Here is a 25,884-nt window from a genome sequence, read left to right as displayed (position 1 = left end):
CTTACAGGCCCCTGTCACCGTTACTCAGGAGATCGCATCAGCATGACCGTCTCTCGCCGCGCCGTCCTCGGCGCCTTCGGTGCACTCAGCACCACTGCGGCCCTTGCCGCCTGCTCAACCGGATCGACCAGCAGCAGTTCGCCGTCCGCCACCGGCAGCAGCACCGGGACCTCGGACGCGGGAGCCTTCCCGGTCACGATCAAGAACTCGTTCGGAAACGCCGTCATCCCCAAAGAGCCGACCCGCATTGCGACGCTGCCCTTCGCCAACGAGGACTACCTGGCCGTGCTGGGCGTCGTCCCGGTGCTGGTCCCCAAGTGGGAAGCACCCGCCGGCAACTCCCGCGGATCGACCGACTGGTTCGACGCAGCCGTCAAGAAACTCGGCAAGGACTACCCCCCGCAGTACAGCTTCACCGACTCGACGCCGATCGATGAGATCGCCAAGTCCACTCCGGATCTGCTCTTCGGGCCCTACTCGGGGCTGACCGAGCAGGAGTACGCCAAGGCCAGCAAGTTGGCGCCGACCGTCGCTGCTCCGGGCGCACCCTACGGCGCGACCTGGCAGCAGATCCTCGAGATCGCCGGTCAGGCGACGGGCAAAGAGGCGCAGGCCGCAACGGCCAAGACCGACCTTGAGAAGCAGATCGCCGACGCCGTCGCAAAGTATCCCGCGATCAAGGGCAAGACGATCGCGGTCCTGCGGTTCCTGCCGACCGACACCTCCAAGATCTTTTCGACCACGACCCTGGATCCGCGCACTGCGCTGATGCTCGAGTTCGGTTTCACCACACCGCAATTCGTGACCGACCTGAGCAAGGCCAACCCGCAGTCCTACGGCGCGGCGATCTCCGCGGAGAAGGCGGCAAGCACCATCGACGCCGACGTCGCGATCATCTTCAGCGAGAAGGACTCCGACTTCGACGCCCTGAAGTCGAACGCACTGCTCAGCAAGATCCCGAACATTCAGAACGACACGGCGATCTACCTCGCCAACAACTCCGACACCAACGCGCTCAACACCCCGACGGTGTTGTCGATCCCGGTGGTCCTGGAGAAGTACCTGCCGCAGCTCGGCGCGGCGGCGGAGAAGGCGAAGTGAGCGACCTCAGCGTCTCCCGGCGCACTCTCCTCGGCATCTTCGGTGCGGGTGCGGCCGGTGCCGCGCTCGCCGCCTGCTCAACCGGCTCGACCAGCGGCAGCCCGACGACCGGTGCTGGGGCGAGTAGCGCGGATGCGAGCGCCTACCCGGTGACCATCAAGCATGCGTTGGGCACGACGACCATCAGCAAACCGCCAACCCGCATCGCCACCGTTGCCGAGACCGACCAGGACATGCTGGTCAGCCTGGGTGTCGTCCCGATCCTGGTGCCGGCAACCAGCTGGGGCGGCAACGCTCGCAAGTCGACCGACTGGTTCGACGCTGCGGTCAAGAAATTGGGCAAGGACTACCCGCAGCAGTACAGCGCGGCGGACAACCTGCCCGTCGACGAGATCGCCAAGGCGACCCCCGACCTGATCCTGGCCACCAACTCCGGTCTGACGGCCGAGGAGTACGCCAAGTTGTCCAAGATCGCCCCGACCGTCGCCTATCCGGGTGATGCGTGGGGTACGACGTGGCAACAGTCCCTGGAGATGGTCGGCAAGGCGGTGGGCAAGGAGGCGGAGGCCGCCACGTTGAAGACCCAGACGCAGCAGCTCATCGACGACGCCAAGGCGAAGTACCCGGCCATCCAGGGCAAGACCGCCACGTGGCTCTACCTCGACCCGACGAGCAACGCCAGCTTCAGCGTCTACCTCCCGCTGGACAACCGTCCCCGAATGTTGAACGAATTCGGTTTCACCACACCGGCGTTCGTCGACACGCTGCAGACCGCCAACAAGGGCAAGTTCTACGCCGACGTATCCGCTGAGAAGGCCAGCACAGCCGACGCCGATGTCGCCGTCTTCTACGTCACCGCTGCTGGGGACGTCGCGAAGTTGAAGTCGGACAAGCTGCTGAGCCAGATCCCGTCGTTGAAGTCCGACACCTACGTGGCCGCAGCCGACAACACCATCTCCCTGACGATGGGCGTGCCCACGACGCTGAGCATCCCGGTCGCCATCGAGAAGTTCGTCCCCGACCTGGCGAAGGCGGCGGCGAAGGTCTCGTGACCAAGCGTTCCACCGTGGCCGTGACGGTCAGCATCCTGATGCTGACCGTCACCGTCATGTTGTCCCTAGCCATCGGCGCGCAGTCGTTGTCCCCGATCGAGGTCCTCAAAGCGGTCTTCGGCGGCAGTACGCCGGAGGTGCAGGCGATCGTGCAGTCCCGCGCATCGCGCACCCTGATCGGGCTCGTCGTCGGGATCTGCATTGCGCTGTCCGGCGCTGCCATGCAAGGCATCACGCGCAATCCCCTGGCCGACCCCGGGTTGCTCGGCGTGGACTCCGGCGCTGCCCTCGCCGTCGTGATCGGCCTCACGACCGGGATCGCGAGCAGTCAGCTGTCGTTCGTGCTGTTGGCCCTGGTCGGTGCCTCGATCGCCGCGGTCCTGGTCTATCTGATCTCCTCGGCCGGCGCCCGCGGGCCGGATCCCGTGACGATGGTGCTGGCCGGCGCCGCGATGGGCGCCGCCGCGACCGGTCTGGTCGCGGGTCTGCTGATCACCCACCAGGGGGCGCTGGACGTCTACCGCTTCTGGTCCGTGGGCTCGATCGGTGGCCGCGAGGTAGCCACGGTGCTGCCTGCGACGTTGCCCTTCCTGATCCTCGGTGCGTTGATCGTGTTCGTCGGAGCACCTGCCCTGAACGCGCTGGCCCTGGGTGATGAGATGGCGACGACGCTTGGACACAACGTGCTGCGCGCCCGGGCCCTCATCGCCCTGGGCGCCGTGCTGCTGGCCGCCGGTGCGACATCGATCGCCGGGCCGATCGCCTTCGTGGGACTGGTCATTCCGCATTTCGCCCGGATCCTGCGGGGTCCGGACTACAGATCGATCCTGCCGCTGTGCGTGATCCTCGGACCGGTGCTGCTATTGATCGCCGACATCGTCGGCCGGGTTATCTCGCCCCCCGGTGAAGTGTCCGCCGGCATCCTGACCGCCGTGGTCGGCGTACCGGTGTTGATCTACCTGGTCCGACGCCCCGGGGTGGTGGTGGCGTGAGCACGCTTCTGTCCCAGGAGATCCGGCCCGAGTCGATCGAGAAGGTGCGCTCGACGCGCAAACGGGTGGCTCGGCGTACATCGATCGTCCTGATCGCGGTCGTCCTCCTCTGGTTCGGGCTGTTCGCCGCGCGCGTCCTACTCGGGGACTTCACGATCACTATCCCCGACTTCTTCCGGATCGCGTTCGGTGGCGTGCAGATGCCGCCAGCGACGTTCATCCTGATGGAATCCAAACTGCCTGCGGCCGTGGCGGGTACGTTGGCCGGTCTCGCGTTCGGCGCCAGCGGGGCCGCGTTCCAGACGATGCTGCGCAACCCGCTGGCCAGCCCTGACGTCCTCGGGGTGACGCTCGGCTCCTCTGCTGCAGCGGTTTTCGCCCTTGTCGTACTCGGCTGGTCCGGGCTGAGCATGTCACTGGCGGCACTCGTCGGCGGCATGGTCGTCGCTGCCGCGATCAACCTGCTGGCCGGGCGGGACTCGGCCGCGACGTACCGGATGATCCTGATCGGGATCGGCGTCTCGGCCGGACTGTCCTCCTTCATCCAGTGGATGTTGCAGCGCACCAGCATCTACCAGGCACAGGACGCGATGGTCTGGCTGACCGGCAGCCTCGCGGTGATCCCCTGGGACGGGGTGGCCCGCCTGGCCATCACCGTTGCGGTTTTGCTACCACTGCTGGCGGCGGCCCTGAACGGTCTGCGGTTGCTCGAACTGGGTGACGACACGGCACTTGCTTTGGGGCTCAACGCGGCTCGGCTGCGGCTCACCGTGAGTGTGCTGGTGGTGATCCTGTGCGCGATGGCGACCTCGGTGACCGGGCCGATCGCCTTCATCGGGTTGCTGTCCGGTCCGATCGCCCGCCGACTGTGTGGCGGGCGGCCGAATATCCTGGTGGCGGCGTTCGTGGGAGCCGCGACCGTGGTGGGTGCCGACTACATCGGCACTTACCTGATCCCCAATACCAACCTGCCAGTGGGCGTCATCACGGGTATCGCAGGCGCTCCCGTGCTGATCTTCCTGCTGCTGAAGTCGAGAGCGACGATCAAGGATGGCTGAGTTGACTGCCCTTCCCGTGACCACCAACCGGTTGTCGGCGTCCGGGGTGAGCCTCGGGTACGACGATCGGCGGGTCATCGAGGACCTCACCTTCGCGTTACCCGACGGTGAGATCACTGCCATCGTGGGAGCCAACGGCTGCGGTAAGTCGACGCTGCTGCGCGGACTGACCCGGCTGCTGAAACCGACTGCTGGCTCAGTTGTCCTGGACGGCAAGGACATTCACGCCATGTCCGGCAAAGAGGTGGCCCGTATCGTGGCGCTCTTGCCGCAGTCACCGCTAGCCCCTGAAGGCATCACGGTGACCGAGTTGGTCAGCCGGGGCAGGCATCCGTACCATGGCATGTTCAAGCAGTGGTCCACAACGGACGAGCGAGCGGTGACGGAGGCGTTGGAGGTCACCGGCACGATCGACATGGCCGACCGGGCGGTCGCGGAGTTGTCCGGTGGGCAACGTCAACGGGTCTGGATCGCCATGGTGCTGGCCCAGCAGACCGACCTGCTCCTGCTGGACGAACCGACCTCGGCGCTGGACATCGCGCACGCGGTCGACGTCCTGGACCTGGTCACCGAGCTCAACCGGGATCGTGGGACCACCGTTGCGATGGTCTTGCACGACCTCAATCTGGCCGCGCGCTACGCAACCCACCTGGTCGCCGTACACCGAGGCACGATCGTCGCCCAAGGCGCACCTGCGGACGTCGTCAATCCAGAGGTCGTCGAACAGGTCTTCGGCATCGCCGCGCAGGTCATCTCCGACCCCGTCTCCGGCACCCCGCTGATCATCCCGATCGGCCGCCACCACCGACGCTGACCGGCCCGTTCCGCTCCCGCCATCCCCAAGCTTTGGATGCGCTTGCACGGCTTATCTCGGCCACATGGTGCAACCGCATCCAAACCCACTGACGGGTCACGTCAGGAAAAGTTGACAGTCGCTCGTCGCGTCAAGTAACCTTCACACCGTGAGCGACCACGAGACACCGAGTGAGCAGCTTTCCGAAGCGGCCACGGACGCGACCAGCCTCGACCCACGGACCGGTCTGACCGCCGTACGGGCCCTGCGCGAACTCGCCGACCGACTCGAAGCCATCCAGGTCGCCAACGCCCGCTCCCAGCAGTGGAGCTGGCAGGCCATCGCCGACGTGCTGCAGGTCAGCCGCCAGGCGGTGCACCAAAAGCACTCGCAGTAGCGAGACCACAACTTTCAAGGAGAACCACATGTTCAACCGTTTCGATACTGAAACCCGGATCGCCGTCATGCAGGCGATCGACGAGGCCCGCGAACTGGGTCACGACCAGGTGGGCACCGACCACCTGTTGCTCGGCCTGTTGGCCAACGCCCGCGGCGACGCGGCGCGCGCCTTGACCCAGGCCGGTCTGGATTTCCCGACTGCTGAGGCAGCCGTGATCGCCTACCACGAAGCGAACCCCGCCACCGAGCCGGAAGCCGAATCTGCTTCGGCGGACGAAGAATTGGACGACGACCTCGCGGCCGACCGTGAAGCGCTGGCTGCGGTGGGTATTGACCTGGACTCGGTCCGGGACGCCGTACGCCGACGCTTCGGCACCGATATCGCCGACGGCTGGGGCGGTGGCCGACGGGGCGACGGTTTCGGCCCGCGAGGTCGTGGCCGCGGACGCCGCGGGCCGCGCAGCGAGCGCCTCGGCCCGATGCGCCGGTTCAGCCCCGAGCTTCGTGAGGTGATCACCTCGCTGATGCACGAGGCCAAGATGGACTTCGCGCAGAGCCGGCTCGATGAGGCGCAGGAGCGTCTGAACGAGCAGCGCGAGGCCGGTCCCCGCGACTTCGCCGACTCCCCCGACGGCGGTCCGCGTGGTTTCGAGGGCCGTGGTCCTCGGGGCCGGGGACGCGGGCACCACACCCATCACCGCTTCGCGCCCGGTGGCCCGCGGGAGGGCATGCGCCCCGGCCCGGGCGAGTGGGGCTTCGGCCCCGGCGAGTTCGACGGACGCGGACCCGGCCGAGGCGAAGGTCGTGGCGAAGGTCGTGGCGAAGGTCGCGGCGCACGTCGCGGATTCGGTGGCGGCCCACGACTCAGCGCCGACAAGGCGCTCGTCGCCTTGCTGCAGTCCGACGACCCGGCCCTGGCCGCCGTACTCGGTCAGGTCGACCGCGCGGCGATCATCGCTGCGGTCAGCGTCGACGCCTGACCAGCCACCCGTCGTTCGGGGGCTTCATGACTCGCAGTCATGAAGCCCCCGAACTCATGTGCTCAGGAGCGGCGCCGACGCGGCGTGAACCGCTCGATCGCCAAACTCACAACCACTTCTTCCGTTTGAACACCACGAAGAGCGTTCCGCACACCAGGACCATGAGCGCCAGACTGAACGGATACCCCTCGGCCCAACTCAACTCCGGCATCTTGGCGAAGTTCATCCCGTAGATCCCCGAGATCAGCGACGGCGCGAAGAGGATCGCCGCCCACGCCGAGATCTTCTTGACCTCGTCGTTCTGGGCCATCCCAGCCTCGGTCAGCCGGCGCATCTCCTCGTTCTGGGTCTGCGCCACCATGGTCGCGTTCAACGTCAGGATGTTCGCCAGCGATTCGCGGAATCCGCTGACCCGCTCCGCGACGATCGTGGCGTGGTCGGCGACGTCCCGGAAGTTGTTCTGCAGTTCTTCCTTGGTGCCGTATTTCGCGAAACCGTCCTCGATGTGGTGCAGCACGTCCAACAGCGGCCGCACTGCACGTTGGAATCCGAGGACTTCTTGGGACAACTCGTAGATCCGCCGCGACACCGTCGGATCGGATTCGAAGACCTGCGCTTCGATCTCATCGATGTCGTTCTCCAGGCCGGCGACGACCGGGCCATAGCCGTCCACGACGTAGTCCGCGACGGCGTACAGCACCGCCTCCGGTCCCAGCGCCAACAGTTCCGGGTTGGCCTCGAGACGGTCGCGCACCGGCTTGAGCGACGGGTCCGGACTGTGCCGCACGGTGATGACGAAGTCGGGGCCGAGGAAGACGTGGATCTCCCCGAAGGCCACTGTCTCCGTGCGGTCCTCGTAGGTCGCGGCGCGCAACACCACGAAGAGGGTGTCTCCGTAGCGTTCGATCTTGGGTCGTTGGTGGGCCAGGATCGCATCCTCCACCGCGAGCGGGTGCAGGTTGAACGTCGCCGCCAACTCGTGGATCTGATCTTCACTGGCACCGTGTACGCCGATCCACGCCATCGGCGCGCTGCTCGCCTCCGTCTCGTGCAGCGACAGACAGTCGCGGACTTCACCGATCGTCTCCGGCCGATCGACTCGGTGCCCATCCAGGTAGACCGCGCGCTCCACGACCGATGAATCAACCGGCCGTGCGGCTTCGACCGGCTCGGCGGAACCGGGTTGGGGCGCAGGTCGGGCAGACCCCAGCGCACGCAACACCTCGGGGATGTCGTCGTTCCCCCAGCGCTTCCAGGTCGGCACGCGCCCAGCCTACGGTTCGCAGGGATCAACCCGGCGACGGCGGACCCTATTACGGGTTCGCGGCCAGGAAGATGAATGCGAACAAGATCCACAGGTGCAGGGCGCCTTGCATCCGCGTCGCCCGGCCGGGCACGACGGTCAGGATTCCCACTGCGACGGTCAGCGCCAGCATCACGATCTGCATCGATCCCAGGCCGAGGTGCAGGGGCACCGGCAGCCAGATCGAGGCCAGTGCGATCACCGGGATCGTCAGGCCGATCGAAGCCATCGAGGAGCCGTACGCCAGGTTGAGACTGATCTGCACCCGGTCGCGCCGCGCTGCGTTGATGGCCGACAGCGACTCCGGCAGCAGCACGAGCATCGCGATGATCACACCGACGAAGGAGTGCGGGAAGCCCAGCGCAGCGACGCCTTCTTCGATCGGCTTCGACTCCACCTTCGCTAGTCCCACCACGGCGACCAGCGACACCAGCAACAGACCAAAGCTCGCCCACGCCGACCGGGTCGACGGCGGCTCCGCGTGGTCCTCGGACATGTCGACCAACTCGTTGTTCTCATCGACCGGCAAGAAGAAATCCCGGTGCCGGGTCGTCTGCGTCAGCACGAACAGCCCGTAGATCACCAACGAACACACCGCGGCGAAGACCAGCTGCGACCCGGTGAATTCCGGTCCCGGCGCACCGAGGGTGAAGGTCGGCAGCACCAGGCACACGGTCGCGAGCGTTGCGACGGACGCGAGAGCGGTCGCCGTACCCTCGACGTTGAAGTTGACGGTGTCGTGCTTGATCGAGCCGGCGAGCAACGAGGCGCCCACGATCCCGTTACACGTGATCATCACGGCGGCGAAGACGGTGTCCCGAGCCAGCGTCGACGCGTCCTCACCACCACTGACCATCAAGGTCACGATCAAGGCGACCTCGATGACGGTGACCGCCACCGCCAGCACCAGCGAACCAAACGGTTCGCCAACTTTGTGCGCCACCGCTTCCGCGTGCTGCACAGCGGCGAGAACCGACCCGATCAGCAGCACCGCCACGATCGCGATCCACACCGGGCCCAGGTGCTGACCCCAGGTGAACGGCAACGGGATCAGGGCGAGGATGGGAGCTGCAGTGGTCCAACGCAACCAGAACGGGTGTCTCGGCGGTGCGGACTTCGCCACGTGGGAACTCTCCTGTGCGGGCTGTGCGGGTCGGGGCCCCATCCTCCCATGACACCAATTCCACCAAGGACAGCACGAAGAGCACCGAATCTGCACGACATCCGGGCGACCACGACCGTTTGCCGGTCGCGGGCGGCCAGGCTCCCCTAGCGTTACCCCGTGCCTACTCTCGCAACGGCGATCACGACACCTGACCCGGCCGCACTCGAGGAGTGGCTGGACGCCACTCCCGACCGCGGCGAGCGGGAACGGCAACTGCGTGACCTGGCCGCGCCCGACCGCGCCCGTCTCGTCGCCGGAATGCAACCGGAGCTCGCCGATCGACTCCTGGCCGTCATCGAACCGCGCACCGCTGCAACCCTGCTCACCTCGGCGAGCCCCGCGGCGGCAGCTGGATTGCTCGCCGCCCTGGACTCCGACATCGCTGCGGACATCCTGCGCGAGTTCCCCGCGACGACGGCCGCTTCGCTCATCGGGGCGCTGCCCCCGGCCCGCGCTCTGGTACTGAACGGATTGCTCTCCTGGCCCCCGGACAGTGCGGCCGCGCACATGGTCCCCGAGGCCCTCGTCATCTCCCAGGGCCAGGACGTCGAGAGCGCGTTGACCCAGTTGCGTCTTCAGACCGCCGCGGCCCCGGTGGACTCGCTCGCCGCGGCGTACGTCTATGTGGTCGACGACGATCGGCGGTTGCTCGGTGTGGTCTCCCTGCAACAGCTCGTGCTGGCCGCTCCGGGGACCCAGGTCGCAGAACTCACCGAGACCGACATCATCACGGTCGACGCCAACACCGACGACGAGGTCGCGGCGCGCACCCTGACCGACAACCGACTCGCGGCGCTGCCGGTGATCGACAAGGAGGATCGACTCCTTGGCGTCATCACCGCTGACGTCGCCGCCGACATCGTCGAGGACGAGAACACCGAAGACGCCGAACGACAGGGTGGTTCAGAGCCCCTGGAGGTTCCCTACCTGCAGGCTTCCCCGGTGCGTCTGTGGCGTAAGCGCGTGGTGTGGCTCCTGGTCCTGTTCATCGCCGAGGCCTACACCGGAACGGTGCTGCGCTACTTCGAGGACGAACTCGATGCCGTCGTCAGCCTGGCCTTCTTCATCCCGCTGCTGGTCGGCACCGGCGGCAACACCGGCACCCAGATCACCACGACGCTGGTCCGTGCCGCCTCGACCGGCGAAGTCCGGTTGCGCGACCTGGGCAAGGTGCTGCCCAAGGAACTGAGCGCCGCCATGATGATCTCGGCGACCATGGCAGCGGTCGGTCTGCTGCGGGCGTGGACCCTCGGGGTCGGCTGGCCGGTGATGGTCACCGTGTCGATCAGCCTCGCAGCGATCGTCCTGTGGTCGGCGTTCGTCGCCTCGATCCTGCCGCTGATCCTGACCAAGACGAAGATCGACCCGGCTGTGGTGTCGGCGCCGATGATCGCGACCATCGTCGACGGCACCGGCCTGCTGATCTACTTCATGATTGCCAAGTCGATCATCCCCGAGCTCAGTCACTAACGGTCACTCACGGCACGTCAGCCACAGAGCAGGCATAGACTTCTCACAGGTTGACCCTGGCGCACACATAGTGCCCGACCTAAGACTGGACACCATGAGCACATCCACGTTGAAGCGTCCCGACGGCACGCCCGTCCGCGTCCTGGTCGTCGATGACGAGAGCAACCTGACTGAGTTGCTGAGCATGGCCCTGCGTTACGAGGGCTGGGAGATCAAGAGCGCTGCCACCGGCACCAGCGCCGTGAAGACCTCCAAGGAGTTCAAACCGGACGCCGTCGTCCTGGACATGATGCTGCCCGACTTCGACGGGATGGAGGTGCTGCGTCGGTTGCGCGACGACGACCCGACGTTGCCCGTGCTCTTCCTGACCGCTCGCGACTCGGTGGAGGACCGCGTGGCCGGCCTCACCGCTGGTGGCGATGACTACGTCACCAAGCCGTTCAGTCTCGAGGAGGTCGTTGCCCGGGTGCGGGCCCTGCTGCGCCGTTCGGTGCAGTTGACCGAGGACTCCTCCTCCGTGCTGGTGGTCGGCGACCTCAAGCTCGACGAGGACAGTCACGAGGTCACCCGCGACGGTGAAGAGATCAGCCTGACCGCAACCGAGTTCGAGTTGCTGCGCTACATGATGCGCAACCCCAAGCGGGTGCTGTCCAAGGCTCAGATCCTCGACCGCGTGTGGCATTACGACTTCGGTGGCCAGGCCAACGTGGTCGAGCTGTACATCTCCTACCTGCGCAAGAAGATCGACGCCGGCCGTGCGCCGATGATCCACACCATGCGTGGCGCGGGGTACGTGCTCAAACCCGCCACCTCCTGATCCGGGGTCCTTCGTGACCTTCACCGCCAACCCCAGCCGATGGACGCTGCGCACCCAGTTGGTCGTGTCGCTGATCGCGCTCTTCCTGATCACGACGGCCGCTGTCGGCAGCCTCACCGTGGTGGCGTTGCGGAACACGTTGACCAACCAGGTCGACCAGCAGCTGACCTCCAGCGCGCAGATGCTGGCCAACGGCGGCCCTGGCAACGGCGGCGGACCCGCTGGCAGCCCGGGCAACGGTGGCTCGCTGCGGGTCGACCTCGGTCCCAATGACACCGTCGTCACCGCCTGGGACTACGAGACCCGCACTCGAGTGCCCCGCGCCTACGTGACCCGACTCGGTGGCGAGAACATCGCGCTCACCTCCGGTCAGGTGTCGCAGCTGCGCGAGGCCGGCATCGGCAGTAACCCCACGACCATCTCCCTGGGCGACCTGGGCCGCTACCGAGTGGTCGCCGTACAGAACCAGCAACTGGTCCGCACCGGAACGTCCGACTCGGACGTCTCGGTCGTCGAGGTCTCCAGCGTCATCGGTGTTCCGGTCGACTGGGTCACCAGCACAGTGGCCCGCACCGCCCTGGCGATCGCGCTGCTGTCCGGAGCCGGCGTACTCCTGGTTGCGGCCGGCGTCGCGTGGATCGTGCGCCGGACCCTTCAACCGCTCCGCCGGGTCGCCGCGACGGCGACTCGGGTGTCGCACCTGCCGCTGTCCGAGGGCAAGGTGGAGATGTCCGACCGGGTCGCCGAAGCGGACACCGATCCAGGCACCGAGGTCGGCCAGGTAGGTCTAGCGCTCAACGAGATGCTCGATCACGTCAATCACGCGCTGGACGCGCGCTACGCCAGTGAGTTGCAGGTGCGTCAGTTCGTGGCGGACGCCAGCCACGAATTGCGTACGCCGCTCGCGTCCATCCGTGGGTACGCCGAGTTGTCCCGCCGCGAGAAAGAGCCCGTCCCCCAGACGGTTTCGCACGCCCTCGGGCGGATCGAATCCGAAGCCGACCGGATGACCACCCTGGTCGAGGACCTGCTGCTGCTTGCCCGACTCGACGCCGGCCGGCCGCTGGAGCGCTCGGAGGTCGACGTCACACGGCTGCTGCTCGAAACGATCGGCGACGCGCACGCGGCCAGTCCCGACCACGACTGGCAACTGGACCTACCCGACGAACCGGTCGAGCTCGAGGGCGATGAAGCCCGTCTGCGACAGGTCATCATCAATCTGCTAGGCAACGCTCGACGGCACACTCCCGCCGGCACGAAGGTGGTCGCCAGCGCCCGGACGGTCGGCGATCAGGTCGAGATCAGCATCGCGGACAACGGACCGGGCATCGACCCCGAGCTGGTGCCACGGATCTTCGAGCGGTTCACCCGCGGCGACGAAGCCCGCACGCGCACCGAAGGATCCACCGGTCTCGGGCTGTCGATCGTCAGCGCCGTGGTGGCCGCGCACCACGGGACGGTCACCGTGTCCTCCGAACCGGGCAACACCGTCTTCCGCATCTCGCTGCCAGCGCGTCAGCCGGATGAAACAGCGGAGGAATCCGCCGACCGAGTGCTGGCCAACCGATGACCGTCACGGATTCTCCTCCCCGCCGGGTCCTGTCCGGTCAACTGGTTCGGTTCGCGATCATCGGCGTGGCCAGCACCGTTCTCAACCTGGTGCTCTTCGCGCTGCTCGACCAGATCATGGGTCGTCAGGTCGCGAATTTCGTGGCGCTGGTGCTGTGCACGGTGATCAACACGGCCGCCAACCGGTTCTTCACCTTCGGCGTCCGCGGCTCGCAGGGGCACGCCAAGGTCCAACTACAAAGTCTGGCGCTGCTCGCCGTGACCTGGGCGGCGACGGCGTTGGCGCTGGTCGTGCTGCATCACATCGCACCGGACGCCTCCACCTGGTGGGCCACTGTGACGGTCGCGGCCGGCAACGCGATCGCGACCGTGGTGCGCTTCGTGTTGCTACGACGCTGGATGAGCCCCGCCCCGACCGCGCAGGAAGCGGCGGAGGCTATCCCGACCGAACTCTGAGGCCGGCTCAGGCCAGTTTGGTCATCGACAACACGTCGAGCGCCTTGTCCAGCTGCTCCTCGGTCAGCGTGCCGTCCGTCAGGTGGCCGCGCTCGATCACGACTTCCCGGATCGTCTTGCGCTCCTTGAGCGACTGCTTGGCGATCGCGGCTGCTTCGTCGTATCCCACGAAGTGGTTCAGCGGCGTCACAATCGACGGCGAGGACTCCGCATAGGTGCGGCACTGGTCCACGTCAGCCTCGATGCCGTCGACACATCGGTCGGCGAAAACCGTTGTGACAGTAGACAACAGCCGAATCGACTCCAACACGTTGCGCGCGATCACCGGCAGCATCACGTTGAGTTCGAAGTTGCCGGCGGCACCACCCCACGCGACGGCGGCGTCGTTGCCGATCACCTGGGCGACGACCTGGCACATCGCTTCGGCCAGAACGGGGTTCACCTTGCCCGGCATGATCGAAGACCCCGGCTGCAGGTCCGGAAGGTGGATCTCGCCGAGGCCGGTGCGCGGCCCCGATCCCATCCATCGGATGTCGTTGCTGATCTTGTTCAGACCCACCGCGATCGTGCGCAGCACGCCCGACAGCTCGACCAGCCCGTCGCGAGCACCCTGCGCCTCGAAGTGGTTCCGCGCCTCGGTCAGCGGCAGACCGGTCTCCTCGGCGAGAAGACGGATGACCTCACCTGCGAAACCGGCGGGTGCGTTGATCCCGGTGCCGACCGCCGTACCTCCCAGGGGCAGCTCCGCGACCTGGGGCAGTACGCCGCGCAGCCGGTCAACGCCGTACCTCACCTGGGCGGCATAGCCGCTGAACTCCTGACCCAGGGTGACGGGCGTCGCGTCCATCAGGTGGGTGCGCCCCGACTTCACCACGGTCGCAAAGGCACTCGCCTTCGCCTCCAACGCGGTCGCCAGATGCTCCAACGCCGGGATCAGGTCGTTCACGACCGCCTTGGTCGCGGCCACGTGCATCGCCGACGGGAACTGGTCGTTGCTGGACAGCGGGTCGTTCACGTCGTCGTTCGGGTGGACCGGCTGACCCAACTTCTCCTGCGCCAGCGTGGCGATGACCTCGTTGGCGTTCATGTTGGAGGAGGTGCCCGAACCGGTCTGGAAGACATCGATCGGGAACTGGTCGTCCCAGTCGCCCTGCGCGACCTCGGCAGCGGCGGCGGCGATGGCGTCGGCCTTGTCCTGGGCCAAGACACCGCGAGCCGCACGCACCCGGGCGCCGGCACCCTTGATCAACGCCAGCCCCGCGATCAGCTCACGTTCGATGGGCTGGCCCGAGATCGGGAAGTTGGCCACCGCTCGCTGGGTCTGCGCCCGCCATTTTGCGTCGTAGGGGACCTCGACCTCTCCCATCGAGTCCCGTTCGATCCGTACCTTCACCGGTCCCACGTCAGTCGTCATAATTCAACGCTACGCCGGGTTAGGCGACCCTGACGGGCGGGTTCAGTCCAGCGGGTTTCCTTCGATATTGCTCACGATGCCGCGGATGATGCCGCTGCCGTCCTCAGCCCGCAGCTCGTCGTACCAGGCCTGCGTCGCGGCCGGATCCTTCGCATGCGTCACGTCGCACCGCTTGCGGGCCCGCAGCACCAGGTCACCCGCCCGCTCGGTCCGCTTCTTCTCGTATCGCTTCAACGCGTCCTCGACGCCGAGGGTGTTGACCCGCAACGCAATGGACAACGAGATCGCATCCTCCATCGCCGAGCAACCGCCCTGACCGATGTCGGGGGTCGTGTTGTGGCCGGCGTCTCCGACCAGCGTCACCCGGCCCTTGGACCAGGTGTGAAACGGCTCGACGTCGAAGATCTCCACCCGGTTGGTGGTCATCGGATCCAGCGTCTCGATCAGCGATTGCACGCCCGGCGCCCAGTGCCCGAAGTGCTCCGTCAGCACCTCTTTGGCGGTGGACCGGTCGTACTCCAGGCCGGCGGGCAGCGGGACGTCGAAGAAGAAGTAGAACCGGCCGTCGGAGACCGGCATGACCGAGACCCGTTTGCCCTCGCCGACGTACGTCGTCCACTGGTCGGCGGGGCCGAAGTCGGTGTTGACCGGGACCAAACCGTTCCAGTTCACGTAACCGGCGTAGCGACGCTGCGTCGGCTCACCCAGGACGTAGTCGCGGGTCATCGACTTGGCTCCGTCAGCGCCGATCAGCAGATCCCCGGTTGCGGTCGAACCGTCGGCGAACGTCGCCGTCACCTGGGTGCCGTCGTCGGTGATGTCGATCATCCGCATGCCGAAGTGAATGTCGTCGATCCCGTATTCCTGCATGAGCATCAGCTGCAATTCCGCGCGCGCGACCGGGAACGGCCGCTGCCCCACCTGGTCGATCAGGGGAGCCAACGAGAACTGGCACATCTCCTGCCCGGTCAGGCCATCGACGTACGCCATGGTGTCCATGACCCCGCCGAGCTTGACCATCTGCTCGTGCAGACCGAGGTAGTTCATGCACTTCACGCCGTTGGACCACACGGAGATCGCAGCGCCGACCGGTTTGTTCTCGGTGACCTGCTCGTAGACCGCGGTCTCGAAGCCGGCCTGTTTGAGTGCGATCGCCGCGCTCAGGCCGCCCATTCCCGCCCCGACGATGATGGCCTTCATCCCGCGCTCCGTCCGTAGCCGCCGTCTGGTCCTTCAACGCTAGGTTCGGCGTGATTCCGGCGTTGTTCGGCCAGATTGCGGGCGCGTTACAGGCTGGTCTCCGGGGCGTGTCCTGGCTCACAGTCCCCGGCGGTCCGTACGATGCGCCTCATGTCTGAGCCAGCCGATCGAGCACGGGGGTGGGGCGTCGGTTCCGTCGTGAGCGCGGCGCTCGCCGTGGTGCTGATCGCCCTGGTGATCTTTCTGTCGTGGGCCGTCGACCACGAGTGGGGCTACCTGATCTTTCCGGCGGTGCCGGTGTACCTCGCTCTGGCATTCATCGCTGTGGTCCTGGGAGTGATCGGCCTGGTCGTCGCTGCCCGTCAACGCCGCGCTGGTGGCGACTTCCGCCGGACCTGGGCGTTGGCCGCGATCGGTGTCACTCTCGGGGCCGCGGAGATCGTCGCCCTGGTCGCGATCCTGGCGGCTGCCGCGCGGTCTTCGTAGCGCCCGCTCCGCAGCCCACCGCGACAACACACGGACGCTCGACCCACCTCGGCGGCCACCGGCCACGGGTGCGGTTTGGAGCGCGCTGCTGCTGCCGGTAACCTTGCGGTCGCTCACCTGCTGCGGCTACGTGAGCGACTCGGCCCCAGGGCTGAGTGGGGAGGCGTCGCCTAGTCCGGTCTATGGCGCCCGCCTGCTAAGCGGGTTTGGGGCTAAACCCCCATCGAGGGTTCAAATCCCTCCGCCTCCGCCAACGAAGAGGGACCGTGCTCCGAGCGCCAGCGAGGGGTGCGGTCCCTCTTCGTTGAATGGGCACGGGGGATTTGGGAGGAGGGAGCGCAGCGACCGACGGTTCCCTCCGCCTCTTCCGCCGCCTCCCTGAGCATTCCCTGAGATCTGCCTGGCCAGCCTCTTTATCACCCAGATCGCATGGCATGCTCAGCCCGGGATGCAATGATCGGACGTTGCATAGGTGAGAATGCTGATGCATATCGTTTGAAAGAGAGACTCTTCGATGCCAGACAACCCTGGCACCCCTGGGGGGAACGGCGGGTTTACGGCACACCGGCTGCCAGGGCAGGGCGCAGCCAGTAGTCCAACCCCGCCAGCGCACGTCAAGGACGACGTCCCGGTCAGCCGGCACGCCGCGCGCACCGTGCACGCCTATGACGTACGCCGAGCGCTGACGTTGATCGCGATGAGCACCGTGATCCCGGGGCTGGGTCTGATCTTCACCAAAGCACGCCGGGTCGGCGTGATCCTTCTCGGCCTGTTCGCTGTCGCAGCCGTGGTCCTGGGTTTCATGCTGTTCAAGGGTGGCGTCGTGCAGGGCGCGGGGCGGCTCGGAACCGGCAAGGGTCTGTGGTTCCTGCTCTTCCTGTTCATCATCGGCGGCCTGCTGTGGTTGGCCGGCATCGTGCTCACGGCACGAGAGACGATGGATCTGCGGTGGCCGCAGCAAACGAAATGGTTGCAGCGCGGGTTCGCCTTCGTGATGTGCCTGCTGGTCGCGGCACCAGCGACGGCCGCCACCCGATACGTCCTGGTCACCCAGGACACCTTCAACACGATCTTCACCGATCACGGCACCACCACCGCACACCTGCCGAGCTCCGGTGATGACCCGTGGGCGGACACCCCGCGGGTCAATCTGCTGCTGATCGGCTCGGATGCGGGCGCGGACCGTTGGGCGGTGCGCACCGACTCCCTGATGGTGGCCAGCATCAATACCCGGACCGGTGACACCACCCTGATCAGCATTCCGCGCAACTTCGAAGGGGTCCCCTTCCCCGAGGACAACCCGCTGCACAAGATCTACCCCGATGGCTTCCGCTGCCCGCAGCACGCCTGCCTGATGGATGCAGTGTGGGTCGAGGCGGAGTACAACCACCGCAGCCTGTTCCCTGCTTCCGACACCCACCCGGGCTGGACCACCACCAAACAGGTCGTGGGTGAGATCACGGGGCTGCCGATCGATTACAGCGTCGTGGTGAACCTCGCTGGCTTCCAGCAGTTGGTCGACGCCATGGGCGGCGTCTGGATGAACGTGCCCAAGGGCGGCATCGCCATCGGCGGCAAGTTGACCGCGAGCGGCTACGTCATCCCGGGCAGCATCACCGGCCGGATCCCGGAGGGCTATCACAAGCTCGATGGCTACCAGGCGCTGTGGTACTCGCGCAGCCGCGTCGAGAACGGCGACGACGACCGCACGCGCCGCCAGCGCTGCATGGTCAACGCTCTCATCGGCCAGGCCAGCCCCGTGACCTTCCTGACGCATTTCGTCGACATCATGAACGTCGCCAAGAACAACATCTCGTTGGATATGCCGCAGGACGATCTGCCGGCCTTCGCCCAGCTGGCCGAAACGATGAAGAAGGGCAACGTGCGCACGGTCAACATCACGACCAAGAACAACGCGCACGTCGACTTCGACCACGTGCGCGAACTGGTCGCCGAAGGTATCGCCAAGCCGCACGACGCGAAGGCCCCGACGCCGACGACGTCCCAGTCGCCGACGACCACTTCCTCGTCGACCCCGACCACGACCACGGAGCCTTCGACGCCCTCCAGCTCGACCAGCACGGCCATCTCCGACACGGTCGACAGCTGCTGACCCACCCACAGCACACAGAAGGCCCCGGCAACCGTAAGGTTGCCGGGGCCTTCTGCTGAGACGACCTAGCGGTCGTTCATGAAGTCTGCGGTCAGACGGCGACGACGTTGGTCGCCTGCGGACCCTTGTCGCCCTGGGTGATCTCGAACTCGACGCGCTGTGCCTCGTCCAACGACCGGTAACCCTGGGTCTGGATTGCGGTGTAGTGGACGAAAACGTCCGGGCCGCCGCCATCCTGGGCGATGAAGCCGAAGCCCTTTTCAGCGTTGAACCACTTGACGGTTCCCTGTGCCATGCGGGGTAACTCTCTTCTGTGAAGCGTTGATTCCGGTGCCCCACCTTGTGCGGAACACCGAGCCGCACTCACGACCCCCGCAGGCACCCCACCGAAATGAGGCCCTGACGCAAAAATGCCCGCATCGGCGGGCACCTTCTCGTCGTGCGAGGAACTGCAACTGCAACTGCATTGAACTTAGCACGAACCCCCCGAACTCCTACCCTTGCGGCGTCGGTGAATTCCGGGTGAACTCCTCAACCGCCCTACTTCGCGCACGCGTCCAGTCCCGCAGGAGGCCAGCGAAAACGTCGACGGCAGGGGACGATTCGCCGGGTCGAGTGACCAGAAGCAGCTCCCACGGCGGCACTGCGCGCATCGGAATCGTCACCAACCCCGCCCCGTCCGCAACGGGTACTGGCACGACGGCCACGCCGAGTCCGGCCCGCACGAAAGCCGGCACCGTGCCGAGGTCAGGCACCTCCACCGAGACCCGACGCTGCCCACCCGCGAGATTCACCATGGCGTCCAGCTGGTCTCTGGTCCCGAAGCCGCGCGGCAGGTCGATGAACGGATCCCCGATCAGGTCGGTGATCTCCAGGCTGCGCCGCCTCGCCAGCGGATGCGTGAGCGGCAGCACCGCGACGTACGGCTGCCTGGTCAACCGCACCACATCCAGCCCGGACAACAAGTCCCGGCGTAATCCCACCAGTGCGATGTCCAGCCGCCCGCGACGCATATCCGCGGCCAGGCCGGTGGATCCGCGAGGCGACACCGACATCTGCACATCGACCATCGGGTTCTCCTGCTGGAACCGGGCGATCGCTGAAGGCAGTTGCAACCAGGCGAGATTCGTCATGACACCGAATCTCACCCGACCCCGCACCCCCGCCTTCGTCTGCGCCCCTTGCTCACCCAATCGACGTACGCCGAGCATCACCTCTCGCGCGATCGGCACCGACTGCTCGCCCAGGGGAGTCAGGGTGACGGTGCGGGTGGAGCGCTCGAAGAGCGCCCCGCCCAGCTGCCGCTCCAGCGCTGCGATGCCGGCCGACACCGTCGACTGGGCCGCCTGCACCCGGGCGGCGGCACGGGTGAAGTTGAGTTCCTCCGCGACGGCGACGAAGAACTCCAGGTGTCGGGTGTCCATCGCTCAATAATCGTCTATCACGATCACTGCGATCAAGATTGTCCGTTGGACACGATCAGTGGGTTGTTCCGACCATGGAGACATGACGACAACCACCCAGCCCGCGCAGAGTTCCGCTGGCACCGCTGCCTCGGCGCACGGCCGCGGTTTCTGGCTGCTGGCCGCGACCTTCATGACGTTGATGGCGTTCACGACCGTGCCGACCCCGATCTACCGGTACTACCAGGTGCGGGACGGCTTCCCGACCTTCGTGATCACGCTGATCTTCGCTGCGTACGGCATCGGCGTCATGATCGGTCTGTACTTCGCGGGTCATCTGAGCGATGTGCACGGCCGACGCCGAATGTTGTCCGTGGCAATCGGTCTGACCATGGTCAGCGCCGCGATCTTCGTCATCTCCCAGGACACGGCGGCGCTGCTGGTCGCCCGGTTGATCTCCGGCCTGGCGATCGGCGTCCTCACCCCGACGGCCACCGCCGCCCTCGGTGAACTCGCCGCCGCGCACCGGCCGGATCGCTCGCCGGCGTTCGCCTCGACCGTGGCGACCGTGGTCAACACCTGCGGCCTGGCGCTCGGACCGTTGATCGGTGGTCTGCTCGTCACCTTCCTGCCCGACCCGATGATCGTCCCGTACGTCGTGTTCCTGGCTCTCGCCGTCCTGACCGCCGTTGCGCTGTGGGCCACTCCCGAGACCGTGCAGCGCGTTCCGGCGCAGGAGCGCCCGGCCTACCGGCCGCAGAAGGTGGCGCTGCTGCCCGAGGGCCGCGCACCGTTCCGGGCAGCAGCGTTGGCGGCGGGCGCGGCGTTCTCGGTGCTGGGCTTCTTCACCTCACTCACCGGCACGTTCGTGGGTCGCGTCCTTGGTTACAGCGCTCCGCTGGTGACGGGTTCGATCGTGTTCGGGGTGCTCGGCGCCTCCGCTCTCGTGCAGGTGCTGCTGAGCGGCCTGCACCAACGCGCGCGGTTGATCACCGGGGTCTGGTCGATCCTCGCCGGTTTGGTGCTCGTCGCCGTGTCGGCCCTGGTCCGCAATCTGCCGCTCTTCGTGATCGCCAGCCTCGTCGCGGGTGCCGGTGTGGGCCTGATCTTCCAGGCTTCGGTGGCCACCGCGGTGCGCTTCAGCCAGCCCGAGTCGCGCGGTGGGACGCTCGCGGGACTGTTCCTCGCGGCGTACGTCGGCATCACCCTGCCGGTCATCGCGGTCGGCGTCGTCGCCACCTGGTGGTCGATCCCCACGGTGCTGGTGGTCTTTGCCGCCCTGGTGGCCGCGACGATCCTGGCGTGCGCTCCGGTCATGCTGCGCTCGGCGGCCCGCGCCTGACGCTCAGGCCGACAGCCATTCCTTGGCGGCGGAGTGCAGCGCAGCGGTCCCGATCTGCAGGGTCGGACTGATCACCGGCGCAAAGAACGGCGAGTGGTTCGAGGGCAGTTCACCCACGATGCGCACCAGGTCCTCGATCGAGGTGGCGTCCTTGAACAGCTCGGGGTCGGCGCCGCCGAGGATCCAGAAGACCAGCGGGGCCTGCGCTGCCTTGGCCAGGACGCTGACGTCCTCGCTGCCGGTCACGGAGCCGGGTGGCGCCTGGATCACCTGCGGCAGGTCCTTGGCGAAGGCGGCGCGCACGCGAGCCGCGGCTGCCGCGTCGTTCACGGCGGCAGGGAAGGACTCGACGTACTCGATGGTCGGCTTCTTGGTCGCCCCACTGGCGGCTGCCTCGGCGTGGGTGATCCGCTCGATGGCGGCGACAACGCGGTCGCGCACGCCGCGATCGTAGGTGCGCAGCGTCAACCGGAGCTCCGCGGTGTCCGGGATGACGTTGAACGCCGGACCGCCGGGGTTGACGGCGACCACGGACAGCACCGCCATCTCGGTGCCGGCCACCTCGCGGGAGACAATGCCCTGCAAGCGGAGCGTCAGCGACGCCGCCATCAGGACCGGGTCGATCGTGGTCTCGGGCCGGGAACCGTGCCCGCCGGCGCCGTAGAGCGTGATCAGGATGGCGTCGGACGCGGCGAAGGAAGCGCCGTCCTGCACGCCGATGAACCCGGTGGGTGCGGGCGCGACATGTTGCCCCAGCACGACGTCCGGCTTCGGAACGATGTCGAACAAACCCGCCTCGACCATGGCGCCGGCCCCCGCACCGACCTCCTCGGCCGGCTGGAAGACGGCGATCAGCGTCCCCGTCCAGGATGTGTCGGCAGCGAGCGCATGAACCGCCCCGATCAGGCAGGTGGTGTGTACGTCGTGTCCACAGGCGTGCATGACCGGCACCGTGTCGCCGTTGCTCGCCGTCGCCGTTTGGCTGCTCGCGTAGGCCAGTCCGGTCTCTTCTTTGACGGGAAGGGCGTCCATGTCGGCCCGCAAGAGGACCGTCGGACCGGTGCCCCGGCGCAGGATTCCGACCACACCCGTCTCGCCGACGCCCGTCGTGACCTCGAAGCCGGCGCGGGTCAGGTGATCCGCCGCGATCGCAGCGGTCCGTCCCTCCTGGAACGACAACTCCGGGTGCTGGTGCAGATCGCGGTAGATGTCGGCGAGTTGGGTGTCCGTGAGTTCGGTGTTGGTGAGGGCAGGCATCGTCGGCTCCTTCATTTCCTTGGTTTCGAAACGGCTCATGGCAGGTCGGGATAGCGGGCGAACAGTCGGCTCAGGGCGGCCGAGGTGGCGACGGCGATCACGGCGGCGATCACGGTGTAGCCGATGCGGTCGGCGCTGCTGTGGATCACCCGATCGGCGGGCATCGTCAGGACAACGAGGGCGAAGGTGAGCAGGCCGGCGAAGATCCAGTACCGGGCGCTGACGTAGGCGACGGCCGTCAGCAGCGCCGCAGCAATGCCGACCACCCTCAATGTGGTTCCGGTACCGAGCCACGTGACGACCAACGTCGCGACGAGCGCGCCGAGCACGGTGCCTCCGGCGCGTTCCAGGGAGCGGCTCATCGAGTGCTTCTGGTCCGGTGACAGCACGATGAGCGTGGTGAGCACCACCCACCACACGTGTGTGCCCGGCACCCAGGCGATCGCGGCGTACGTCTCGATCGCCACGAGGACCGCGAGGACCAGTCCGAAGGTCACCAAGTGCGTGGTCACCGGGGTCGCCGGTTGCTCGAGATCACCGAGCAGGAAGTACCCGACCACCGCCACCCACACACCGCCGAACAGCACGAATCCTGCGGCCGCAGCGGCGGCAGGTACGGCGTGCGCTGAGTAGTCCTGCAGCATCGACACGTGCGGGGCGGCGATGGTCGCTAGGGCGGCCTGGGTTGCGACGTACGTCGCCGGAACCTCCCAGCCGCGCCGATAGGACCAGGCGACCACGAGCGCCAACAGCGCCATGAAGGCTGCGGCCAGTGCCGCATGCGGGCTGACCAGGAGGCCGACGTAGACCGCTGCCGCAGTAGCGAACGCGACGGCAAGGGCGACCAGCGGTCCGCAGATCAGCGAAACGAAGGTCGGCAGCACGCCAACATAGACCAGAGTCGCGTCACCGCGGGCCGGGCTGGCAAAGACGATGAACAGCGGCGCGAGGCACAGCAGGATGCCCGCCGCGTATCGGATGACCGCACGCGGCGTTGTCGTCAGGGCCATCGATGCGCCTTGCTGGTCAGCTCCGACCGAGTCGTTGCTTCAAGGTCAGCCACGGCCAGAGCGACCCGGCGACGACCCCCGCCCCGAACAGGGTGATGAACCAGACCCAACCGGGCATCCCCCAGTGCAGGCCGAGGAAGCGCAGCGTTGCCGTCCCGGTGTTGGAAAAGATGAAGATCAGCGCAAGGACCACGATGATCCCTGCCGTGATCGTGCGGGCGTTGAGGTAGCTGTGGCCGGTCTTGCCGGAAGGGGCGGTGCTCATGACTCAGTTTCTTCGATCTGTGGGGTTGTCCGTGTCAATCCGCGAGCTTGTCTTCGACTGAGTCCTGGGCGGCGTCGACCGCACCGTCGGCCTTGTCGCCGGCCTCGGCGGTCAGATCGCTCAGCTTCTCTTTACCCTCGCCGACGAGCTCGCCGATCTTGTCCTTGCTGTCCTCGACGAAGTCACCGACCTTGCCCTTCACCTCGGAGAATTTGCCGCCCGACTTGTCATCGGCGAACTCTTCGGTGGCGTCGACCGCTTCGGAGAACTTCTCCTGGCCCGTCTTGAACAGCTGCTGAGCCTTGTCCTTCAGGTCTGCTAGGAATCCCACGAGGTCCTCATTTCGATTCGATGCTCCGGGCACACGCCCCTGCAGCAGCCAGCTGCGTTTGCACTCATGATACGGACCGTCCCGTAATTTCGCGGGGATACGCGGCAATCAGCCTCGCTTCGCTCGGCGGAGGGCGTGGGAGCGCCTGCGGCCTCGCTTCGCTCGGCGGAGGGCGTGGGATTCGAACCCACGATGGGCGCAAACCCATAGCGGTTTTCAAGACCGCCGCACTAGGCCACTATGCGAGCCCTCCATGCCGCCGCTCAACGGCAGCCCGGCCATCTTACGGCGGTTCCGGATCCAACTCATCGGCGATACTGGAACCGACCAGTCGCCTTCGCAGAGGACAACCATGAACAAGCTGACACTGCTCGCCGGCGCCGCGATCGGGTATGTGCTCGGTGCCCGCGCCGGCCGTGAGCGTTACGAGCAGATCAAGGTGTCCGCGGGGCGCGCCTGGCGCAGTGACCCCGTGCAGCAACAAGTCGGAAAGGCGACTGAGCAGATCAAGCAGAAGGGACCGGAGGTCGCCGCCGCTGCTGGCCAGGCTGCGGTCCGTGGAGCCGCGGATGCCGCCAAATCCGTTCTGGTAGCAGGCTTTTCGGCAGCGACCTCCAGCAAACCCAAGGGACCGCTCCTCAAGGGTGACCTCGCCGACGAAACGCCCCTGGTGCGGGGCACGGTCGCTGACGGATCGTCGTACGACGCGCCCGGTGAGGACGCACCGCACGAGGCGATCGGGGCGTCCGAGCGCGCTCGATAGAGAGAGCGCCACCGACCGAAATCCGCGAAATTCCGCCGATATATGGTGGACTGTCGTCAGGACCGCAGAGTCGCGACCCTGTGGTCCGTCGTCAGGTGCCCGGCCCACGGGCGCACCCGATAAAGAGACAGGACCATCCATGAACCGCACTGACCTCGCGAGCACGATCGCTCAGCGCACCGGTGTCACCGTCAAGGACGCCACCGCTGTGATCGCTGGCCTCAACGACGTCATCCTCGAGGCCATCGGCCGCGGCGAGAAGATCCAGCTGCCGGGTCTGCTGACCATTGAGCGCGTCGAGCGCTCCGCGCGCACCGGTCGCAACCCGCAGACCGGCGCCGAGATCCAGATCCCGGCCTCGCACGCTGCCAAGATCACCGCCGGTAGCAAGCTGAAGGCTGCCGCCAAGGGCTGAACCACCGTCACCCGAAGTGCCCCGCCGGATTCCGGCGGGGCACTTCGCATGCCCAACTGCCCGCGCGGCCGTCGTACTGCGCGTTGATGCGCGGGTCCGGGGCCGATCGGCCGACTCAGATGTAGACGGCCGGATCGGCGTACGGGTCAACGTCGTCTTTGGCGGGGAACCGCACGGTCGCCGGGATGCCCGTGGCGACAGCAGCAGGAGGTACGTCGCGGACCACGACGGCGTTCGCCCCGATCTGAGCTTCGTTCCCGACCCAGATCGGTCCAAGCACCCGCGCTCCCGCGCCGATGACCACGCCATCACCGACGGTGGGGTGTCGCTTGACCCGCTCCAAGGACCGGCCGCCCAGGGTCACACCGTGATAGATCATCACGTCGTCGCCGACTTCGGCGGTCTCGCCGATCACGACCCCCATGCCGTGGTCGATGAAGAAGCGGCGGCCGATGGTCGCACCCGGATGGATCTCGACCCCGGTCAGTGTCCGCGCCGTCTGCGCGGTGAGCCGGGCCGGAAGGCGCCAGCGCCCGCCGCGCTGCCACATGGAGTGCGCCACCCGGTGCGCCCAGATGGCCTGCAGGCCGGGCGAGGTCAGCGCCGTCTCGAGCCGCGACCCCGCCGCCGGATCCCGCACGATGGCGGCGTCGATGTCCTCCGTCACCGTCGAACGCACGGCAGCAAGCCGCCCGCGCAGCCCACGGGTAGTGGGCTGCGCGGTGCGGTT

The 25,884-nt window shown here is 67.0% G+C and carries 27 protein-coding genes and 2 tRNA genes; 17 read left to right on the top strand and 12 right to left on the bottom strand.

The genetic code is table 11. The features are described from left to right. Nucleotides 1-42: 42 nt before the first annotated feature. The 7 genes from DR843_RS17690 (at nucleotide 43) to DR843_RS17660 (ending at nucleotide 6,375) form a co-directional block, all read left to right on the top strand. Nucleotides 43-1,101 carry an ABC transporter substrate-binding protein gene (locus tag DR843_RS17690; RefSeq protein WP_109687963.1) on the top strand — a complete coding sequence of 353 codons (1,059 nt, stop codon included), beginning with the start codon at nucleotides 43-45 and terminating at the stop codon, nucleotides 1,099-1,101. Beyond that, nucleotides 1,098-2,153 carry an ABC transporter substrate-binding protein gene (locus DR843_RS17685; RefSeq protein ID WP_109687961.1) on the top strand — a complete coding sequence of 352 codons (1,056 nt, stop codon included), beginning with the start codon at nucleotides 1,098-1,100 and terminating at the stop codon, nucleotides 2,151-2,153. Before DR843_RS17690 ends, DR843_RS17685 begins: the two co-directional genes overlap by 4 nt. Further along, nucleotides 2,150-3,145 carry a FecCD family ABC transporter permease gene (locus DR843_RS17680; RefSeq protein ID WP_109687959.1) on the top strand — a complete coding sequence of 332 codons (996 nt, stop codon included), beginning with the start codon at nucleotides 2,150-2,152 and terminating at the stop codon, nucleotides 3,143-3,145. The genes DR843_RS17685 and DR843_RS17680 overlap by 4 nt, the downstream gene beginning before the upstream one ends. Continuing rightward, a complete protein-coding gene (locus DR843_RS17675) occupies nucleotides 3,142-4,203 on the top strand; it encodes a FecCD family ABC transporter permease (protein ID WP_245934179.1) in 1,062 nt (353 codons plus the stop codon). Before DR843_RS17680 ends, DR843_RS17675 begins: the two co-directional genes overlap by 4 nt. Beyond that, nucleotides 4,196-5,017, top strand: coding sequence for an ABC transporter ATP-binding protein (locus tag DR843_RS17670; protein ID WP_109687957.1), 822 nt, complete (start codon nucleotides 4,196-4,198; stop codon nucleotides 5,015-5,017). Before DR843_RS17675 ends, DR843_RS17670 begins: the two co-directional genes overlap by 8 nt. A gap of 148 nt (nucleotides 5,018-5,165) precedes the next feature. Beyond that, complete coding sequence (locus DR843_RS17665; protein ID WP_109687955.1) at nucleotides 5,166-5,393, top strand: hypothetical protein; 228 nt, start codon at nucleotides 5,166-5,168, stop codon at nucleotides 5,391-5,393. 28 nt (nucleotides 5,394-5,421) lie between these two features. Continuing rightward, nucleotides 5,422-6,375, top strand: coding sequence for a Clp protease N-terminal domain-containing protein (locus DR843_RS17660; protein ID WP_109687953.1), 954 nt, complete (start codon nucleotides 5,422-5,424; stop codon nucleotides 6,373-6,375). 106 nt (nucleotides 6,376-6,481) lie between these two features. Here DR843_RS17660 and DR843_RS17655 read toward each other — a convergent pair whose 3' ends face one another. Both DR843_RS17655 and DR843_RS17650 read right to left on the bottom strand, forming a co-directional pair. Next, entirely contained in the window at nucleotides 6,482-7,639 is a 1,158-nt protein-coding gene (locus tag DR843_RS17655; RefSeq protein WP_245934178.1) for a magnesium and cobalt transport protein CorA, read from the bottom strand. 49 nt (nucleotides 7,640-7,688) lie between these two features. Beyond that, nucleotides 7,689-8,801 carry a calcium:cation antiporter gene (locus DR843_RS17650; RefSeq protein ID WP_245934177.1) on the bottom strand — a complete coding sequence of 371 codons (1,113 nt, stop codon included), beginning with the start codon at nucleotides 8,799-8,801 and terminating at the stop codon, nucleotides 7,689-7,691. 159 nt (nucleotides 8,802-8,960) lie between these two features. Here DR843_RS17650 and mgtE point away from each other — a divergent pair, with 159 nt between their 5' ends. The 4 genes from mgtE to DR843_RS17630 all read left to right on the top strand — a co-directional run bounded on the left by mgtE (nucleotide 8,961) and on the right by DR843_RS17630 (nucleotide 13,155). Continuing rightward, entirely contained in the window at nucleotides 8,961-10,313 is a 1,353-nt protein-coding gene (mgtE, locus tag DR843_RS17645) for a magnesium transporter (protein ID WP_109687949.1), read from the top strand. Nucleotides 10,314-10,407: 94 nt separating this feature from the next. Continuing rightward, nucleotides 10,408-11,130: a response regulator transcription factor gene (locus DR843_RS17640; protein WP_109687948.1), complete on the top strand. Its 723-nt coding sequence runs from the start codon at nucleotides 10,408-10,410 to the stop codon at nucleotides 11,128-11,130. A 13-nt stretch (nucleotides 11,131-11,143) separates the two neighbouring features. Beyond that, complete coding sequence (locus DR843_RS17635; protein ID WP_109687946.1) at nucleotides 11,144-12,700, top strand: sensor histidine kinase; 1,557 nt, start codon at nucleotides 11,144-11,146, stop codon at nucleotides 12,698-12,700. Next, the gene (locus tag DR843_RS17630; RefSeq protein ID WP_109687944.1) at nucleotides 12,697-13,155 is read left to right on the top strand and encodes a GtrA family protein; all 459 of its coding nucleotides are present in this window, start codon (nucleotides 12,697-12,699) and stop codon (nucleotides 13,153-13,155) included. Before DR843_RS17635 ends, DR843_RS17630 begins: the two co-directional genes overlap by 4 nt. Before the next feature lie 7 nt (nucleotides 13,156-13,162). Here the strand turns inward: DR843_RS17630 and DR843_RS17625 are convergent, their stop codons facing one another. Then, nucleotides 13,163-14,569, bottom strand: a complete 1,407-nt coding sequence (locus tag DR843_RS17625; RefSeq protein WP_109687942.1) for a class II fumarate hydratase — start codon at nucleotides 14,567-14,569, stop codon at nucleotides 13,163-13,165. A gap of 42 nt (nucleotides 14,570-14,611) precedes the next feature. Further along, nucleotides 14,612-15,769, bottom strand: coding sequence for an FAD-dependent urate hydroxylase HpxO (hpxO, locus tag DR843_RS17620; RefSeq protein WP_109687940.1), 1,158 nt, complete (start codon nucleotides 15,767-15,769; stop codon nucleotides 14,612-14,614). 150 nt (nucleotides 15,770-15,919) lie between these two features. On the opposite strand from hpxO, the gene DR843_RS17615 reads away from it, so the two are divergent. From DR843_RS17615 to DR843_RS17605, 3 genes are all read left to right on the top strand, one after another. Then, on the top strand, nucleotides 15,920-16,255 hold the full coding sequence (locus DR843_RS17615; protein ID WP_109687938.1) for a hypothetical protein: 336 nt from the start codon (nucleotides 15,920-15,922) through the stop codon (nucleotides 16,253-16,255). A gap of 159 nt (nucleotides 16,256-16,414) precedes the next feature. Beyond that, nucleotides 16,415-16,508, top strand: a tRNA-Ser gene (locus DR843_RS17610). 261 nt (nucleotides 16,509-16,769) lie between these two features. Continuing rightward, nucleotides 16,770-18,368 (top strand): LCP family protein, encoded by a 1,599-nt coding sequence (locus DR843_RS17605; protein WP_109687936.1) that lies wholly within the window; start codon nucleotides 16,770-16,772, stop codon nucleotides 18,366-18,368. 91 nt (nucleotides 18,369-18,459) lie between these two features. Here the strand turns inward: DR843_RS17605 and DR843_RS17600 are convergent, their stop codons facing one another. Next, nucleotides 18,460-18,663 carry a cold-shock protein gene (locus tag DR843_RS17600; RefSeq protein ID WP_109687934.1) on the bottom strand — a complete coding sequence of 68 codons (204 nt, stop codon included), beginning with the start codon at nucleotides 18,661-18,663 and terminating at the stop codon, nucleotides 18,460-18,462. Nucleotides 18,664-18,862: 199 nt separating this feature from the next. Next, nucleotides 18,863-19,792: a LysR family transcriptional regulator gene (locus DR843_RS17595; RefSeq protein WP_109687932.1), complete on the bottom strand. Its 930-nt coding sequence runs from the start codon at nucleotides 19,790-19,792 to the stop codon at nucleotides 18,863-18,865. Between the two features lie 82 nt (nucleotides 19,793-19,874). On the opposite strand from DR843_RS17595, the gene DR843_RS17590 reads away from it, so the two are divergent. Continuing rightward, nucleotides 19,875-21,113: an MFS transporter gene (locus tag DR843_RS17590; protein ID WP_109687929.1), complete on the top strand. Its 1,239-nt coding sequence runs from the start codon at nucleotides 19,875-19,877 to the stop codon at nucleotides 21,111-21,113. Nucleotides 21,114-21,116: 3 nt separating this feature from the next. Here DR843_RS17590 and DR843_RS17585 read toward each other — a convergent pair whose 3' ends face one another. From DR843_RS17585 to DR843_RS17565, 5 genes are all read right to left on the bottom strand, one after another. Then, complete coding sequence (locus DR843_RS17585) at nucleotides 21,117-22,409, bottom strand: amidohydrolase (protein WP_342767192.1); 1,293 nt, start codon at nucleotides 22,407-22,409, stop codon at nucleotides 21,117-21,119. Next, nucleotides 22,406-23,380, bottom strand: coding sequence for an FUSC family protein (locus tag DR843_RS17580; protein WP_109687927.1), 975 nt, complete (start codon nucleotides 23,378-23,380; stop codon nucleotides 22,406-22,408). The genes DR843_RS17585 and DR843_RS17580 overlap by 4 nt, the downstream gene beginning before the upstream one ends. Before the next feature lie 16 nt (nucleotides 23,381-23,396). Continuing rightward, complete coding sequence (locus DR843_RS17575; protein WP_109687926.1) at nucleotides 23,397-23,645, bottom strand: LapA family protein; 249 nt, start codon at nucleotides 23,643-23,645, stop codon at nucleotides 23,397-23,399. 34 nt (nucleotides 23,646-23,679) lie between these two features. After that, nucleotides 23,680-23,976: an Rv0909 family putative TA system antitoxin gene (locus tag DR843_RS17570; RefSeq protein ID WP_109687924.1), complete on the bottom strand. Its 297-nt coding sequence runs from the start codon at nucleotides 23,974-23,976 to the stop codon at nucleotides 23,680-23,682. Between the two features lie 166 nt (nucleotides 23,977-24,142). Further along, nucleotides 24,143-24,229 (bottom strand) — tRNA-Ser (locus DR843_RS17565). A gap of 99 nt (nucleotides 24,230-24,328) precedes the next feature. On the opposite strand from DR843_RS17565, the gene DR843_RS17560 reads away from it, so the two are divergent. Next, nucleotides 24,329-24,739 (top strand): hypothetical protein, encoded by a 411-nt coding sequence (locus DR843_RS17560; RefSeq protein WP_109687922.1) that lies wholly within the window; start codon nucleotides 24,329-24,331, stop codon nucleotides 24,737-24,739. A 139-nt stretch (nucleotides 24,740-24,878) separates the two neighbouring features. Continuing rightward, entirely contained in the window at nucleotides 24,879-25,154 is a 276-nt protein-coding gene (locus tag DR843_RS17555) for an HU family DNA-binding protein (RefSeq protein ID WP_109687920.1), read from the top strand. Between the two features lie 115 nt (nucleotides 25,155-25,269). On the opposite strand, the gene epsC is transcribed toward DR843_RS17555, so the two are convergent. Continuing rightward, nucleotides 25,270-25,854 (bottom strand): serine O-acetyltransferase EpsC, encoded by a 585-nt coding sequence (gene epsC, locus DR843_RS17550; RefSeq protein WP_109689147.1) that lies wholly within the window; start codon nucleotides 25,852-25,854, stop codon nucleotides 25,270-25,272. Nucleotides 25,855-25,884 lie beyond the last annotated feature (30 nt).

It is taken from the genome of Branchiibius hedensis (assembly GCF_900108585.1).
Taxonomy (GTDB): domain Bacteria; phylum Actinomycetota; class Actinomycetes; order Actinomycetales; family Dermatophilaceae; genus Branchiibius; species Branchiibius hedensis.
Note: the sequence above shows the minus strand (reverse complement) of the source record. Positions and strands in the feature narration are given on the sequence as shown.